The sequence below is a fragment of the uncultured Negativicoccus sp. genome (assembly GCF_902480485.1).
GTDB lineage: Bacteria > Bacillota > Negativicutes > Veillonellales > Negativicoccaceae > Negativicoccus > Negativicoccus succinicivorans.
Genome location: NZ_CABSTC010000007.1, coordinates 14611 through 30376, shown reverse-complemented (window position 1 = coordinate 30376; position 15766 = coordinate 14611). Strand labels below are relative to the sequence as shown.

Annotated in this window: 18 protein-coding genes; 17 read left to right on the top strand and 1 reads right to left on the bottom strand. The window is 50.1% G+C overall.

Annotated elements, in window-relative coordinates; translation table 11 throughout:
* Window positions 1–508 precede the first annotated feature (508 nt).
* The 3 genes from RDN69_RS01195 to RDN69_RS01185 all read left to right on the top strand — a co-directional run bounded on the left by RDN69_RS01195 (window position 509) and on the right by RDN69_RS01185 (window position 4461).
* Window positions 509–2614, top strand: a complete 2106-nt coding sequence (locus RDN69_RS01195; protein WP_024049055.1) for a polyribonucleotide nucleotidyltransferase — start codon at window positions 509–511, stop codon at window positions 2612–2614.
* A 6-nt stretch (window positions 2615–2620) separates the two neighbouring features.
* Window positions 2621–3070 (top strand): dUTP diphosphatase, encoded by a 450-nt coding sequence (gene dut, locus RDN69_RS01190; RefSeq protein ID WP_024049054.1) that lies wholly within the window; start codon window positions 2621–2623, stop codon window positions 3068–3070.
* 65 nt (window positions 3071–3135) lie between these two features.
* Window positions 3136–4461, top strand: a complete 1326-nt coding sequence (locus RDN69_RS01185) for a thymidine phosphorylase (protein WP_273260019.1) — start codon at window positions 3136–3138, stop codon at window positions 4459–4461.
* A gap of 53 nt (window positions 4462–4514) precedes the next feature.
* Here the strand turns inward: RDN69_RS01185 and rpsT are convergent, their stop codons facing one another.
* The gene (gene rpsT, locus RDN69_RS01180) at window positions 4515–4793 is read right to left on the bottom strand and encodes a 30S ribosomal protein S20 (RefSeq protein WP_024049051.1); all 279 of its coding nucleotides are present in this window, start codon (window positions 4791–4793) and stop codon (window positions 4515–4517) included.
* 112 nt (window positions 4794–4905) lie between these two features.
* Between rpsT and acpS the strand changes: the two genes are divergently transcribed.
* From acpS to groES, 14 genes are all read left to right on the top strand, one after another.
* Window positions 4906–5298, top strand: a complete 393-nt coding sequence (gene acpS, locus RDN69_RS01175; RefSeq protein ID WP_273260021.1) for a holo-ACP synthase — start codon at window positions 4906–4908, stop codon at window positions 5296–5298.
* The gene (locus RDN69_RS01170; protein WP_024049049.1) at window positions 5285–6793 is read left to right on the top strand and encodes a bifunctional ADP-dependent NAD(P)H-hydrate dehydratase/NAD(P)H-hydrate epimerase; all 1509 of its coding nucleotides are present in this window, start codon (window positions 5285–5287) and stop codon (window positions 6791–6793) included. The genes acpS and RDN69_RS01170 overlap by 14 nt, the downstream gene beginning before the upstream one ends.
* 62 nt (window positions 6794–6855) lie before the next feature.
* Window positions 6856–7737, top strand: a complete 882-nt coding sequence (locus RDN69_RS01165; protein ID WP_288218143.1) for a ComEC/Rec2 family competence protein — start codon at window positions 6856–6858, stop codon at window positions 7735–7737.
* The gene (locus tag RDN69_RS01160; protein ID WP_024049047.1) at window positions 7712–7975 is read left to right on the top strand and encodes a hypothetical protein; all 264 of its coding nucleotides are present in this window, start codon (window positions 7712–7714) and stop codon (window positions 7973–7975) included. Before RDN69_RS01165 ends, RDN69_RS01160 begins: the two co-directional genes overlap by 26 nt.
* Window positions 7976–8058: 83 nt before the next feature.
* Entirely contained in the window at window positions 8059–9096 is a 1038-nt protein-coding gene (locus tag RDN69_RS01155) for an N-acetylmuramoyl-L-alanine amidase (RefSeq protein WP_024049046.1), read from the top strand.
* On the top strand, window positions 9093–9656 hold the full coding sequence (locus RDN69_RS01150; protein ID WP_024049045.1) for a GerMN domain-containing protein: 564 nt from the start codon (window positions 9093–9095) through the stop codon (window positions 9654–9656). The genes RDN69_RS01155 and RDN69_RS01150 overlap by 4 nt, the downstream gene beginning before the upstream one ends.
* Window positions 9657–9753: 97 nt before the next feature.
* Window positions 9754–10713, top strand: a complete 960-nt coding sequence (gene thiL, locus RDN69_RS01145; protein WP_273260027.1) for a thiamine-phosphate kinase — start codon at window positions 9754–9756, stop codon at window positions 10711–10713.
* On the top strand, window positions 10710–11189 hold the full coding sequence (gene tsaE / locus RDN69_RS01140) for a tRNA (adenosine(37)-N6)-threonylcarbamoyltransferase complex ATPase subunit type 1 TsaE (RefSeq protein ID WP_288218142.1): 480 nt from the start codon (window positions 10710–10712) through the stop codon (window positions 11187–11189). Before thiL ends, tsaE begins: the two co-directional genes overlap by 4 nt.
* Window positions 11173–11868, top strand: coding sequence for a tRNA (adenosine(37)-N6)-threonylcarbamoyltransferase complex dimerization subunit type 1 TsaB (gene tsaB, locus RDN69_RS01135; RefSeq protein ID WP_288218141.1), 696 nt, complete (start codon window positions 11173–11175; stop codon window positions 11866–11868). Before tsaE ends, tsaB begins: the two co-directional genes overlap by 17 nt.
* Window positions 11841–12311, top strand: a complete 471-nt coding sequence (gene rimI, locus RDN69_RS01130; RefSeq protein ID WP_024049041.1) for a ribosomal protein S18-alanine N-acetyltransferase — start codon at window positions 11841–11843, stop codon at window positions 12309–12311. The genes tsaB and rimI overlap by 28 nt, the downstream gene beginning before the upstream one ends.
* Window positions 12308–13321 carry a tRNA (adenosine(37)-N6)-threonylcarbamoyltransferase complex transferase subunit TsaD gene (tsaD, locus tag RDN69_RS01125; protein WP_024049040.1) on the top strand — a complete coding sequence of 338 codons (1014 nt, stop codon included), beginning with the start codon at window positions 12308–12310 and terminating at the stop codon, window positions 13319–13321. The genes rimI and tsaD overlap by 4 nt, the downstream gene beginning before the upstream one ends.
* Window positions 13321–14712 carry a sensor histidine kinase gene (locus RDN69_RS01120; protein WP_024049039.1) on the top strand — a complete coding sequence of 464 codons (1392 nt, stop codon included), beginning with the start codon at window positions 13321–13323 and terminating at the stop codon, window positions 14710–14712. The genes tsaD and RDN69_RS01120 overlap by 1 nt, the downstream gene beginning before the upstream one ends.
* Window positions 14709–15296 carry an ANTAR domain-containing response regulator gene (locus RDN69_RS01115; RefSeq protein ID WP_024049038.1) on the top strand — a complete coding sequence of 196 codons (588 nt, stop codon included), beginning with the start codon at window positions 14709–14711 and terminating at the stop codon, window positions 15294–15296. The genes RDN69_RS01120 and RDN69_RS01115 overlap by 4 nt, the downstream gene beginning before the upstream one ends.
* 125 nt (window positions 15297–15421) lie before the next feature.
* Window positions 15422–15709 carry a co-chaperone GroES gene (gene groES, locus RDN69_RS01110; RefSeq protein WP_024049037.1) on the top strand — a complete coding sequence of 96 codons (288 nt, stop codon included), beginning with the start codon at window positions 15422–15424 and terminating at the stop codon, window positions 15707–15709.
* Window positions 15710–15766 lie beyond the last annotated feature (57 nt).

Genomic DNA, 15766 nt, shown 5'->3' with positions numbered 1-15766 from the left:
CCACCGAGATCTACACTCTTTCCCTACACGACGCTCTTCCGATCTCGACAGTTATTTACTGGAAGCACATCATGTGGCGGATTCCATTGAGCGGCGCTTACGCGATAAGTATAAGGCGCAGTCACTCGTGCACGTGGATCCGCGTAACATTTCCAATCCGGCGACACTGGCGGTTGAAAATAATGTGCGTCGACTGATCGCGCAGGTGAATCCGCGTTGGGATGTTCATGACTTTTTTGCGACAAAACAGGGCGATATCTGGGCGGTTCATTTTGATATTTCAGTAGAAGACGGTACGCGCGACGATGACGAGACCATTTATCGACAGGTAAGGGAGATGATTCACGCTCGTTATCCCGAATATAAGTTGTCGATTGTGGTGGATCGCCATTATGTTACCGGCAGAATCATGCACGATGAGGACGTTGCGCCTGAAAACTTGACTAATAGCAGATGATAAATCATAATTGTAATGTTAAGGATTATAAAGGAAAATAGGAGGAATGACATGAACGAGGTGTTCAAAACAGAATGGGCGGGACGCCCGCTGGTTATCGAAACCGGCAAGTTTGCCAAACAGGCAAGTGGTGCCGTCATGGTGCGCTACGGGGATACCGCCGTGCTGGTCACTGCGACCGGCGCCAAAAAGCCGCGCGAGGGTACGGACTTTTTCCCGCTGACGGTAGATTATGAAGAAAAATTGTATTCCGTAGGGAAAATTCCCGGCGGATTTGTAAAACGCGAAGGTCGACCCGGTGAATCCGCGATTTTGAACGCGCGCTTGATTGATCGCCCGATTCGCCCGCTGTTTGATAAAGGCGTACGCAACGACGTGCACGTGGTCGCGACGGTGCTTTCCGTCGATCAGGACAATGCACCGGAAATGGCGGCGATGCTCGGCGCCTCGGCGGCGCTTTCCATCTCGAATATTCCGTTTGAAGGTCCGATTGCCGGCGTTAAGGTAGGTCGGGTGAACGGTAATTTCGTGATCAATCCTACGGTGCAGCAACGCGAAGAATCGGATTTGATGATTACAGTTGCCGGTACGGATGACGCGATTTTGATGGTCGAGGGCGGCGCACAGGAAATTCCTGAAGAAACGGTCTTGGACGCGATCATGTTCGGCCATGAAGAAATTCGTCGACTGGTTGCTTTCCAGCAGGAAATGGTCGCTAAAGTCGGCAAAGAAAAGCTCGTTTACGACGTGCATAAAGTCGATGAAGCAATTTCGCAAGCGGTGGAAGATTACGCAGCGGAAAACCTTAAAAACGCGATTTTCGACAAAGATAAACAAACGCGTGAAGCGCATATGGACGAAGTCAAAGAAGAAGCGCGCGCGCATTTCGAAGATATTTATCCGGAACAGATGGCGGATGTCGGTATGGCGCTTGATGCGTTGACCAAGCGTATCGTACGACGCATGATTTCCGTCGATAAAATCCGTCCGGACGGACGCGCCTTGAACGAGATCCGACCGATTACCTGCGAAGTCGGTTTGCTCGCACGTACGCATGGTTCGGCACTGTTTACGCGTGGCCAAACCCAAGCGCTCACGGTGACCACACTCGCGCCGCTTTCGGAAAAGCAGACGATTGATGACGTTTCCGAACGTACAGAAAAACGCTATATTCATCAATATAATTTCCCGTCTTACAGTGTCGGTGAAACACGTCCGACGCGTGGCCCGGGGCGTCGTGAAATCGGTCATGGCGCGCTCGCGGAGCGTGCTTTGGTACCGGTAATTCCGTCAGAAGCGGAATTTCCGTACGCCTTGCGTGTCGTTTCGGAAATTTTGGAATCCAACGGTTCCTCTTCCATGGCAAGCGTTTGCGGTAGCACGATGTCGCTGATGAATGCGGGTGTGCCGATTAAAGCACCGGTTGCCGGCATTGCTATGGGCCTTGTCAAAGACGGCGAAGATTACGCGATTTTGACAGATATTCAGGGTATGGAAGATGCCCTCGGTGATATGGACTTTAAAGTAGCCGGTACCGAACAGGGTGTCACCGCGATCCAGATGGATATTAAAGTCGACGGTTTATCCCGTGAAATTTTGGCTTCCGCGCTGCAGCAGGCACATGAAGGACGCCATTTCATCCTCGGCAAAATCGCCGAATGCATTACCGAACCGGCCAAAGATCTTTCGCCGTATGCACCGCGCATCATCACGATGCAGATTAAAGTGGATCAGATCCGCACTGTCATCGGACCGGGCGGCAAAACGATCAACGGCATCATTGATGCTACCGGCGTGAAAATCGATATCGAAGAAGACGGTACCGTTTATATCGCTTCGGTAGACGGTGAAGGCGGTAAAAAAGCGGTCGAAATGATCGAACGACTCGTCAAAGAAGTAAAACCGGGTGAAGTGTACTTGGGTAAGGTTACTCGCTTGATGAAATTTGGCGCGTTTGTAGAAGTATTGCCGGGCAAAGAAGGTCTGGTTCATATTTCGCAGCTGGCGAAAGAACGTGTCGAAAAAGTGGAAGACGTCGTCAACGTCGGCGATGAAATCATGGTTAAAGTAACCGAAATTGATAAGCAGGGCCGTATCAACTTGTCGCGTAAAGCGCTGTTGAACGAAAATGAAAACAGCCCGAAGGCAAAGGAGTGAACCGGAGTGCAACCGATTCGCGGCTTTGAAGTAGTGACGGAATATGCCGATCGAGAGATTACGCTACCCGAACGCAAAACAACGGAAAGCGCTGGCTATGATATTGAAAGCGCCGCCGATGTGGAGCTGTTACCCGGTAAGGTGACATTAGTGCCGACAGGATTGAAAGCGTTTATGGGAATGGGAGAGTACCTGGCCATTTTTATTCGCTCGGGTATTTCGATTCGTAATCAGCTTTTGCTGATTAACGGCGCCGGCATTATTGACAGTGACTATTACAACAATGAAGAAAATGAAGGTCATATTATGATTGCCGTTTACAATGCAGGAGAAGAGTCCTACATGGTGAAAAAAGGCGACCGCGTGGCGCAGGGGATTTTTTCGCAATACCTGCTGGTAGCGGATGATCAGGCAACCGGTGTGCGCACCGGAGGAATCGGCAGCACCGGTCAGTAGTGTGATTTTCGTAAATAAAAGCGGACTGCCGAAGCAGTCCGCTTTTATTTACACAAGGAGGACCAATGGATGCACTGGCAATGATTCGCAAAGCGCGGTTGGGAGAGCAGGCTACCGCGGACGAATTGAAGGAATGGGTACAAGCCTGTACGGCGGGCGAGGTTCCCGATTATCAGATGGCCGCCTGGTTAATGGCGGTATATTTCCAAGGGCTTACCAAAAAGGAAACGACCGATCTGACATTGGCAATGGAACATTCAGGTAAAACATTTGCCGGCCGCAATTTAGGATATTCCTTGGTGGATAAGCACAGCACGGGCGGCGTGGCGGATACTACCACACTGATTGTGGCGCCGCTGGCGGCGGCATGCGGTGCGCATTTAGCCAAAATGTCCGGGAGGGGGCTGGGATTTACCGGCGGTACGCTGGATAAATTGGAGTCGATTCCCGGGTTTCAAGTGCAGCTCACGGAAGCGGAGTTTATCCGTCAGGTGGATGAGATAGGCTTGGCGGTTATCGGCCAAAGTGCGGAGCTCGCACCGGCGGATGGGATTTTTTACGCGCTGCGTGACGTGACGGAAACGGTCGAAAGCATGCCTCTCATCGCGGCGTCGGTTATGAGCAAAAAACTTGCGGCAGGCGCGGACGGTATCGTGCTTGATGTTAAATGCGGTACGGCCGCATTCATGCATAATCGCAAGCAGGCCAAAGCATTGGCGCAGCTGATGGTAGATATCGGGGAGGCTGCCGGCCGCAAGATGACGGCATTCGTCACGGATATGAATGTACCTCTTGGGAGCGCTATCGGTAATTCGCTCGAAGTCGATGAAGCTGTCGAAGTTCTTTCCGACGGCGGCAACCAGCGCTTGGTCACATTGTCACTCCATCTGACAGCAGCGCTTTTGCTGACGGCAGGTGTTGTTGAAACGCTTGCTGAAGGACTGACGAAAGCACGGCAAGCAATAGCCGACGGTTCGGGTTTGCAAAAATTTACGGAATGGATCGCGGCGCAAGGCGGCGAAACCGCTTGGATCGGTCAGGAACCCTTGACAAAAAAAGTCAATACGCTCACTGTAAATGCGCCGCAAGCAGGCTATCTTGCCGCCATCGACGCGTTAGCTTTGGCGGGAGTGGCATTGTCGCTGGGGGCCGGCCGTCGGGCGAAAGGCGATCGCATTAATTCACAGGTGGGGATTCGTCTTTGCGCGGAGCCGGGAGCCTATGTCGAAAAGAATACACCGTTGGCACGTTTATACGGCGCTAAAAATACTGACCTTGATCAGTATGCAAAGCGAGTGGAACGGGCATTTACATTGCAACAGGAGAAAATCGAGTTGCCGCTGATTTATGAAGTTTTGAGCCATGATATAGCGGTTGAGTCGGGCGAATAAAGCAGTAAAAAATAAAAATAAAAAAAGCTACCGAAGTAGCTTTTTTATCTTTATTACTTAGCTTCTGCGTCGTTTTGTGCTTGCAGCTTGTTGCGCAACGCCGATTTTTTACGAGCGGCATTGTTTTTATGAATCACACCTTTGGAGGCTGCCTTGTCGATCAATTTGGACGCATTGTTAAACGCGGCTTGAGCGGCTTCGGCATCGCCAGCGGCGATCGCATCAACGGTACGTTTGGTTGCCGTACGGATACGAGATTTAGTCGCAGTGTTCTGGGCACGACGTTCAGCGTCGGTCTTCATGCTTTTAATGCTGGATTTGATTTGCGGCAATGGTGTCACCTCCTTTATGTATATTCGATTTCCATGCCTTCATACCTTAAAATTTTATCATATTGACAACAGTTGCGCAAGCAATAGACGCATTCGATAGGATGGGAATGTAATGAAAATTTATTTTGGTAACGATATTGTGAAAATTTCGCGCATCCAAAAAGCCTGTGAGCGGCATCCGCAGTTTTTGGAACGCGTTTTTACGGCCGGCGAAATTGCTCATGCGCAAGGCCGTGTGCAAATGCAATGGGCGTCATTGGCGGGAATTTATGCCGCGAAAGAAGCCGCGGTCAAGGCGCTTACCACCGGGTTCCGTAAAGGTAAATTTACGGACGTGGAAATTTCATGGAGTGAACCGGGGCAACCGATGCTGCAATGGCACGGTGTGTACGCGGAGCAAGCGCAAAGCCTTGGCATTATAAGCGCCTCTGTTTCCATCAGTCATGAAAAAGAAATGGCTATCGCCGGAGTTACTTTACTGGGAGAGACGAATGCGAATCGTTAATACGGCAGAAATGCGGGCGTTAGAAAAAGCATGGAGCGAGTCCGCACAGCGACCGTTGATTGATTTGATGGAACAGGCGGGTAAAGCCGTTTGGGACACGATCGAAAAAATATATGCGCCGCATACCGGTGCGCACTGGGTGGTTTTTGCCGGTAGCGGTAATAACGGTGGCGACGGTTATGTGGCAGCCCGTTATGCGGTAACGGCGGGCATGCATGTAACCGTCATTCATATCGGTGACCCGCAAAAAATGACCGCGGACACGCGTACCAACTATGAACGTTTTTGTGCTGCCGGCGGACAAGTTACGTTCGCTGCCGGCGGACAATTACCGGAGATTTCTGAAGTGCATGGTATCGTAGATGCGTTGATCGGGATCGGATTAACTGCACCGTTACGCTCCCATCTGCTGGAAACCGTTGCAGCAATCAATGCAACGGCAAAGAAGCGGGATTGCCCTGTGGTGGCAATCGATGTGCCGACAGGAGTAAATGCTGACACCGGCAATGTCATGGGGGATGCCGTTAAAGCGTCTTTGACAATAACGATCGGCGCCGCTAAGCAAGGTCTGCGCATGTATCCTGCACGAATCTATGTGGGTAACCTTCAAGTGGCTGACTTAGCCATGACAAAAGCGGATTTTGTCGGATCGACCGTCCTTATTACGGAGAAAAATATTACCTGGCCGCGGCGCACACCCTTGAGTCATAAAGGAACGCAAGGGCATGTTGCTGTTTTTGCGGGCTGTGTCGGTATGGAAGGAGCCGCTTTGCTTTGCGCGAAGGCGGCGTTGCGAGCCGGTGCCGGTAAAGTCACATTGTTCATGCCGAAAAACGCAGCACGAAATGTTATCGGTCATATTCCCGAGGTAATGATAAAGCCGGTCGGCGATACCGACTTTTTCACCCTTAAGGACACGGAAATCGATGTATCCGGCTATGATGCCATCGCCATCGGTTGCGGTATCGGTCGTGCCAAGGAGACAACCGATTGGGGACTTGCTATGACAGAAAGAATTCCCTGTCCGTTTGTTTGCGATGCGGACGGTTTGTATGCGCTGGCGCAACATCCCGGACATAGATTGCCTGCGAGATGCGTGATTACTCCGCATCTCGGCGAAGCGGCGCGGTTGTTGCATGTGACGAACCGAGAAATAGAGAATGATCGACCCGGTTATGTGAAAGCACTGCACGCCACTACGGGAGCGGTCTCTGTTTTAAAAGGAGCCTCGACATTATTGTTTGAAGGCACAAGGTTAGCGGTAAATACAACAGGCAACGCCGGGTTGGCGACGGCCGGCACGGGGGACACATTGACCGGAATTATTGCCGCTCTTTTGGCGCAGGGCTTAGCGCCGGCGGATGCGGCGGCGACCGGCATCTGGTGGCACGGCGCTGCCGCGGATCGTTTGGCGGAGCAATACGGTTACGGCTTTTTAGCGACTGAAGTGGCAGACACTTTGCCCTATATCTATAAAGAACAGGTCATGGAATGAGAAAAAGTATATTTATATTGATTGTAACTGCATTTATTATGGTATTGACGGGGTGCCAGCATGTGATCCCATCCGGCGGCGCGTCGTCCGATCCGCAAGCACAGTGGAAATTTCCCAATCCTTTTTCATCGCTTACGGAATCAAAGGAATTGGTAATTCGCTGTCTGGATATCGGACAGGGAGATGCCACTCTGATTGAATGGCAGGGCAAGTGGACGTTGATCGATACGGGAGATGTCGAACATCGTTCGGCACTTACTCAATATTTGGATCGGTACGGTGTCAAAGAAGTGGAAAATCTGATCATTACGCACCCTGACGGTGACCATTTAGGCGGCGCCTATGCAGTATTGAAACACGTACCGGTGCGGTATGTATTTGATGACGGTCTGACTAAAACAAATGCGATTTACCGCACGTATTTGAAGACGCTTGCTAAAAAAGGTTTGCGTCCGTATGTTCTTACGCAGGGAATGCAGATTGATTTAGGTGCAGGCGTGTACTTTGATGTACTCGGACCGACGGAAAATGTAATGTATAAAAAAGGGATGCCGGATTATAATAACCACTCGATAGTCATGAAATTGGTAGCAAATCAATTTACGATGCTCTTTACGGGCGATGCAGAAAAGCTACAGGAACATGAACTTTTGCAGGCACATGGCAAGAAACTTGCAGCTACTGTTTTAAAAGTCGGTCACCACGGCAGCAAGACCGGCACGACGGAATCCTTTTTAGCTGCGGTACGACCGCAGGTGGCGACGATTTCCAGCGGCCGCGGAAATCCTTACGGAGTGCCGCATGCACCGGTGTTGAAACGGTTGCAAAAACGGGGAATCCGCATTTACCGTACGGATCGCAATGGAACCATTACTATTCGTACCGGCGGCAACACGTATACAGTGGAAGGAGAACACAATGAAGCCGATTCGACTCGTCATTGATCGTCAAAATGCAAAATGGACCGAAATGGTAGCCGAAGACGAAACGACAATCCGTTTACCAAGTGCCTGGTTGCCTAAGGGAGCCGGCGTAAATGAGGTGGTCATACTTTCTTTGCAGACGGACCGGCAAGCTACGGTCGATATTGCAATGGAAGTCAAACAGTTGCGTCGCAAGTTGGATACTGCGGGAGAAAAATTACCACCGCATGTCCGGAAAAGGATTAAGCATAAAAATTGAAATCCATTTTTAAAATGGCTTAATCTTATTCGCTGTTTTCAATGTTATAATAAAGGCATTGAACCGGTTGGAGGAGGTGGACCGTGCGAAAACTGATTTTATTTTGTTTTTTCTGTACATTGCTTTTTTCTCAAACAGTCCCTTCGTTTGCGGCACATGTGGAAGCATTGCGATGGGTCACCCGTAATGATGCCCATGTTCCGTTTGTTCGTGTGGTGATGGATGTAGATCGACTGCCCAGTATCGATGCCCAATTGAGCAAGGACGGTAAGGATCTGAAAGTAACGCTGGCGAAGACTGACGGTAACAAAATTGTCGGTAAATACACATTGAATCCGACGATGGTGTCGAAGCTCAATGTAAGCAGGGAAAACGATGATACCGTTTTGTATTTTCGATTTCCGCAGGCATTGTCGAAAAACAGTGTGAAAGTATTCCCGTTGAAACGCGATAAAAAACATAATAAACCCTATCGTGTGGTGATTGACATACCGCAGTATGTTCCTGCGCCCACGTTTAAAACAACGGCAGGTTTAAAGGGGAAAACGATTGTTATTGATCCCGGGCACGGGGGCACGGATGTAGGTGCTATCGGTGAAGGAGATGTATATGAAAAGAACATCACCTTACCGATTGCAATTTATTTGAAACCGATGTTGGAAGAAAAGGGCGCAAAAGTATACTTGACGCGCGAGACTGATCGCGATGTGGCGCGACCGCATGCTAACGGTGATGAGGAATTGCAGGCGCGCGTGGATGTGGCGGAAGCTCATGCGGCGGATGCATTTATCAGTATTCATATCGATTCGTTTGTTCGCCCGGATATTGACGGTATGACCGCATATTATTGCAGTGGCTCCCTTTATGGTCAGTTGCTGGCGGAATCGTTGCATGAAGCAAATCTTACCGAAGTGGATTTCGGTGACCGTGGAGTACGCACTGCGAATTTCTATGTACTTTGCAACAGCAGCATGCCGTCGACATTGTTGGAACTCGGATTTATTTCAAATCCCCGGGAACGTGCCGAATTACAAAAACCGAATGTTCAAAAGGCATTGGCGAAGAGCATTGTAGACGGATTAGAAACATACTTTAAACGGGCTGAGGAGCACTCCAGATGACAAATAAAGGCTTGCATTTTTTACAAAAGAGATGGCCGATCTGCGCATTGCTACTGTGCATGGTTTTGATGATTGCCGGCTGCACGTCTTCGGCACCATCGACAAAGCCAATGGGCACAAGTCAACCGCAGCAGGTGGCGACAACCGAAAAGACACTGGTCACCTATATTCCCAGTAAAGATGCAGAGCATCTTGTGCCGGTAAAGGTAAATGTGCCGTCAGATCAGTACACGCCAAACCGGGCGGTAGAAGAAATGTTGATCGCGGATCGCAAGCTGGAATATCCGATTTGGCCGAAAGACGCTAAGGTCAAAAAAGTCGAGGTCAATCAAAACAAGAAACTTGCTACCGTAGATCTCAATCAGGCTGTCAAAAATAACCAGGGCGGTTCTTTAGGAGAAATTTTGATGGTGTATGAAACGGTTAATACCTTGACAAATTTTCCGGAGATTGAACGTGTGCAGTTCACGATGGAAGGCGAGCCGATCGAATCCATCACGGGTCACTTGGATTTGACGAAGCCATTGGAACGGGATGAACAATTGATCGAAAACAAATAATTAAAAAGCCGCGAATGTATTCGCGGCTTTTTCTTTTGTTCCCGGTAAAGCGGCGGAGCGAGTATGCTACAATAACATAAGATAAGGAGGAGATGCGATGACAGCGATCCGTGATGAATTTGCTTTGATTCGGGATATCGCCGCATTATGTCCGACCCAAGGGGCGGCGGTTCGTGTGCCGTTGAATGATGACGCTGCCGTTGTCGCTATTCCTCCGAACACGGAACTGGTAGTGACGACGGACACACTTACCGAAGGCGTTCATTTTTTTGCGCAAACGATTACGTTTCAAGAGCTCGGCTGGAAACTTGCAGCGGTCAATTTGAGTGATCTTGCGGCGATGGGGGCGCAACCTTTGGGGATTGTTGTAGCTTTGGCGCTACCGCAGACGACGCAAAAAGAAGACATGATTTCGTTATATCGTGGTTTAGGAGAGTGCCTGCGCACGTATGATGCGCTACTCCTGGGCGGAGACACCGTACATTCACGACATGGCATGACACTGACCGCGACAGCGCTCGGATATGTGCCGTGCGGTCAGGCTGTAACCCGAAGCGGTGCGCAGCCGGGAGATCGAATTGTTTTGACGGGACCTACCGGATACGCGGCGCTGGCATATCATCTGCTTGCGCGCGGGATGTCTCCCGAGGCATTGTTGCGGGCGTTTCAAAACACGCCACGGCCGCAATTGGCCAAAGGAAAATTATTGCGGGAGCTTGGCGCGACCGCGATGAACGATATCAGTGACGGACTCGCGTTCGCTTTGGGGGATATGGCAAAACAGTCGGAAGCACGTTTCGAAGTCGAACAAAGTGCGCTTACCTGGCAAAGCGATTTGGCGCAACGTTCGGATCCACACGCGCTCTGCGCGGAAGATCTGATTTGGTACGGCGGTGAAGACTTTGAACTCGCGGCCACGTTGCCGGCGACATCCACCGTACCGCAGGGAATGTATGAGATCGGTCGCGTTACAAAAGGAAGCGGCTTATTTATATGCGATGGAGATACGTGTCACGCATTGCAAGTCACCGGCTATAATCATTTTGGAGGCATATGAAACAGCAAGCGGTATTTATCACTAAGGGACAGGAAGAAACCCGTCGGCTCGGAACGATTTTTGCTCGGCATGCGTATGACGGATTATATTTGGCACTGGCAGGCGACTTGGGCGCCGGGAAGACACAATTGGCGAAAGGTGTAGCGCAGGGCTTAGGTATTACGGGAGAAGTGACAAGTCCCACGTTCACTATTTTGCATGAGTATGATGCCGAGCCGCTTGCGTTCCATCATTTTTATTTATATCGGCTGGAGAGTGCGGCTGAACTTTCCAATATAGGTTTTGAAGAATTTGGGCGTGAAGGTGTGACGTTGGTAGAATGGGCCGATAAATTTTTAGAGGAGTTACCGCGACATGCGGTGCAGGTGGAAATGCACAAGCAAGATGAAATGACACGAGAAATTATCGTTAGGGCGCAAGATAAGAAAGCGCAACAATGGTTGGAGGAGGTGGCGGCAGATGTGGCTCGCGCTTGATACATCAGGGATCACCTCGAACGTAGCGGTGGGGACGGCGGAAAAAGTAGTGGCGGAACTTTCCGTGCGGCGTAAACGTACGCATTCCGAACAAATCGTTCCCCATATAGAAACTGTCCTTCGACTCGCGGGACTTGATCGTTCCGACCTGACCGGTATTGCGGTAACATCCGGACCAGGCTCATTTACCGGACTGCGGATCGGGTTGGCTACGGCGAAAGCAATGGCATTTGCGTTACAGATCCCGCTCGTTGGAGTGAATACTATGCACGCGCTGATGTATAACTATAAAAATGCTGCCGGCTCGTTACTTTCTTTACTGGATGCGCAAAAAGGAAATGTCTACTACAGCTTAGGAAGATGGACTGACGGCCGGTTGGAATTGGCTATCGACAGTCGCATTGCATCTCTTACCGAAGCGATTGCCGCAGTCAAAGATCAGGCGGAAGATGTCATATGTCTGGGCGAAGCGGTGGAGCTTTTCGCCCCTGAACTCGAAGCGGCGGGATTGCGGTTAGCGCCGCCCTATCAACAGGTAGCGCGAGCCGCGGTGCTCTTGGATTGCGCGGCGGTGGAATGGGCACAGCGCGGAAGTGATGATGTATTTACGCTGGTGCCTCAATATTTACGTAAAAGTGAGGCGGAAGTGCTATGGGAAAAGCGCCGGAAAATAAAATAAATATTCGTATCGCGATTACCGATGATTTGCCGGCTATTGAACGAATTGAAAAAGATTGCTTTCCCGATCCATGGTCGGCAAAGACGTTGCGACATGATTTCTTGCAGGGCCCCGGTAATTTTTTGGTTGCTACCAACGGGACGGAAGTCATCGGTTACGTGAATCTGTGGTTTGTAGCGGATGAAGTACAACTCATCCGGATTGCGGTCATGTCCGACCAAAGGGAACAGGGTATCGGTACGCAATTGTTGGCGCGGGCCATTGAAGAAGCGAATGATCGTAAAGCACGGTATTTACATTTAGAAGTGAGGGAATCCAATACTGTCGCGCTGGATTTATATCAGCGGGCAGGATTTGTCGTGCGAACGAAGCGTGAAGATGCATACAGTAATCCCCGTGAAGACGGTTATTTACTGACGCGGGAACTGGAGGAAACAGAGTGAAAATTTTGGCATTGGAAACGAGTTGCGACGAAACATCGGCGGCAGTTATCGAAGACGGTCGTACGGTGTTGGCGGATATTATCGCCTCGCAAATCGATATCCATCGTCGATTCGGCGGTGTGGTTCCCGAAATCGCATCGCGTCACCACATAGAAGACGTGATGCCGGTCGTAGCGGAAGCACTGACGACGGCAGGGCTTACGCTCGCCGATATCGATGCGATTGCAGTCACGCAGGGGCCGGGACTCGTGGGTGCATTGCTTGTCGGTGTTGCCTGCGCAAAAGCCCTCAGTTTCGCGGCGGCTAAGCCTCTGCTCGCGGTAAATCATATGGAAGGGCATATTTATGCTAATCTGGTGGCGCATCCGGACTTGCAGCCGCCGTTTTTGACGTTGGTTGTTTCCGGAGGGCATACCATGCTGGTAGATGTGCCGGCGTACAACGAATTTCAACTGCTCGGCGAGACTAAGGATGATGCTGCCGGCGAAGCTTTTGATAAAATCGCTCGCGTGATGGGCTATCCGTACCCGGGCGGACCGCATATCGATCGCTTGGCGGCCGAAGGAAATCCGCATGCGATTGAATTTCCGCAAGCACTGCGTAATGAAGATAACTTTGACTTCAGTTTCAGCGGTGTAAAATCGGCGGTTTTAAATTATTTACATAATTGTGAGCAGCGTGGGGAAACGTATCGCCCGGAAGACGTAGCCGCATCATTTCAGCATGCGGTGGTGAATGTGCTGGTCGAAAAAACGATTCGCGCGGCGCAACAGCAACATCGTGACATTGTCTGCATTGCCGGCGGTGTGGCAGCCAACAGCGGCTTGCGTCAGGAATTGGCAGCGGCGTGTGAACGCGCGGGGTTGCGACTTCTGACTCCGGACTTGCGTTTTTGCACCGATAATGCGGTGATGATCGGCTCACGTGCTTTTTATCAATACGAAGCAGGACAATTTGCGGATTGGACATTAAATGCAGATCCCAGATTGCCGTTCCGAGGGACTATCTAATGTCGTTTTCGTTGCGGGAGTATATTACGCAAACATCCGTTTCCGCTGTCGGCGCGCGTATTTTAACAGAGCTTACCGCATGGCTGGACTTTTTAGCGGATTTAACGCAAAAAAATATTTTGTTTTTTGTGCCGGATGCGGAGAAGACTGCTGTTATTGTCACCGAAAAAGCAGCACCGGCGGTGGGTGTAGCCATTGATTTCGGTCAGGTAGGTGAGAAGTTTCCGCTCAAGTACGAACAAATTCTGACCGGTGTGCTGCGTACAGGGCGGCCGATCAGCGGTCGACGGGAGGTCGAACTCGGAGTAAGTCTTTCGTTTGATGTATACCCGGTATTGGATAATGCCGGACTTGTGCTGGCGTTGATTGCATTCGTCGGCAGTCCGGATAATACCCCGCAACTTTTATTGGATAGTGCCTGGCGCTTACTGGGATTGCCCTATCCGACGGACGCGACAGAGCAAATGAACGTTTCCACGCAGGATGGCATACTTTTATATAATCCGGCGGGTCGCGTTGTTTATATGAATGAGATCGGGCAGCGTTTATTACATCTTTGGGAAGTTTCGCAGCCAAATACGGCGTTACGCATGAGCGACAGTCTGGTGATGGCGCCGGTCGAACAGGCGCGCACGGAAAAAGCGATTGTAACGGCGGAATGGGAGTTGCCGCAGGCGGTATTGGCCGCCAGAGCATTGCCAATTCCTGCGGAAGGTACCGTGGCCGGCGTGCTTTTGCTCTTAACCGACGTCACGATGCTACGACAAAAAGAAAAAGAAATTTTTGTCAAAGACGTCGTTATTCAAGAGATTCATCATCGGGTTAAGAATAATTTGCAAACCGTTGCCAGTCTCTTGCGGATGCAGGAACGACGCAGCGGCGAGGAAACAAAAGCGGCTTTAAAAGAGGCGGAACGGCGTATTTTGGCAATTGCTTCCATTCACGACACGTTGGCCGCGCAAGTGGAAGATGAAGTCGATATTGCCCTATTGATCGAAGGATTGATTCAACAGTTGCGATTGGAATGGGCACCGGCCGTTGAAATTACTTGGGAGGCTGCCGGCACCTGGGGTACGGTGACATCCGAAGATGCACTGACGATCGGAATGACGGTGCACGAGCTGGTACAAAATGCTTGTGAACACGGCAAAGGGGAAAGCAAGCAACAACAAGTGAATGTGCGCTTATACGGTGATACCGATGGGTTACGACTGACCATTCAAAATTTCGGCCCGCCGCTGCCGCCTGATTTTTCACCGGATCGGTATCGTCTCGGCTTGCAAATTGTGGCGAATCTGGTGAAATTCCATTTAGGCGGCACCTTTGTCATGCAAAACGAAAAAAATAGTGTGCTCGCTATTTGCCAATTTCCGCGCAAGGAGGAAAAATGATGGATCGCTTACGCGTAGTCGTAGCTGATGATGAAGGCTTGATCGCGATGGACGTTGCCGAAATGTTGACAGAATCCGGTTACGATGTAGTAGGTATCGGTAAAGACGGCGTAGAGGCACTCGCACTTGGCAAAAAATGGCAGCCGGATATTTTTGTTTTGGATTTAAAAATGCCGCGTCTGGATGGAATTGAAACCGCCCGTCGGTTGCGTTCAGAAGGACTGGGACCGGTCGTTTTGCTGACGGCCTACAGTGAAGAGAAATTGGTGCAAAAGGCAGGCGAGTCGGGAGTCTACGGCTATTTGCTTAAGCCGGTGCGCGAGATCGACTTGCGAGTCACTTTGCAACTGGCACTGGCGCGATATCGTGAACACAATGAATTGTCGCAGTCGCGCGCGCGTGCGGAAGAAAAGCTGGCGGCCCGCAAGACGATGGATCGCGCGAAAGGATACCTGATGAGCCGTTACCATTTAACGGAAGAACAGGCCTATGAAAAACTGCGAAATTTTGCCATGCAAAAAGGGAAAAAGATCGAAGATGTTGCCGCTGCTTTAGTGCAGCAAATAGCGTCACCAAAAAGATAAAAAGACAAAAAATCAAAAAGACGCTTGCTTTTTTAAGGCAAGTGTCTTATTATTATATATGTAGTTAGCACTCAATAGATAAGAGTGCTAATAAATTTCGATAATCCTTCAAGGAGGTAATGTAGATGTTAAAACCATTAGCAGATCGTGTATTGATTAAAGTTGTAGAAGCGGAAGAAAAAACCAAAGGCGGCATTTTCTTGCCGGATACAGCGCAAAAAAAATCGCAAAAAGGGGAAGTACTTGCAGTAGGACCGGGTAAAGTAGCCGACAACGGCACGCGGATTCCGATGGAATTAAAAGCGGGCGACCATGTACTGTTTGCCAAATATGCCGGTACGGATATCGAAGAAAACAATGAAAAATTCCTGCTGATTGCAGAACGCGATGTTCTCGCGGTTTTAGATAAATAAAAGTCAGTCGATTTCTGCTGATTACCAATCATTAAAATATATAAGCATATAAATAAG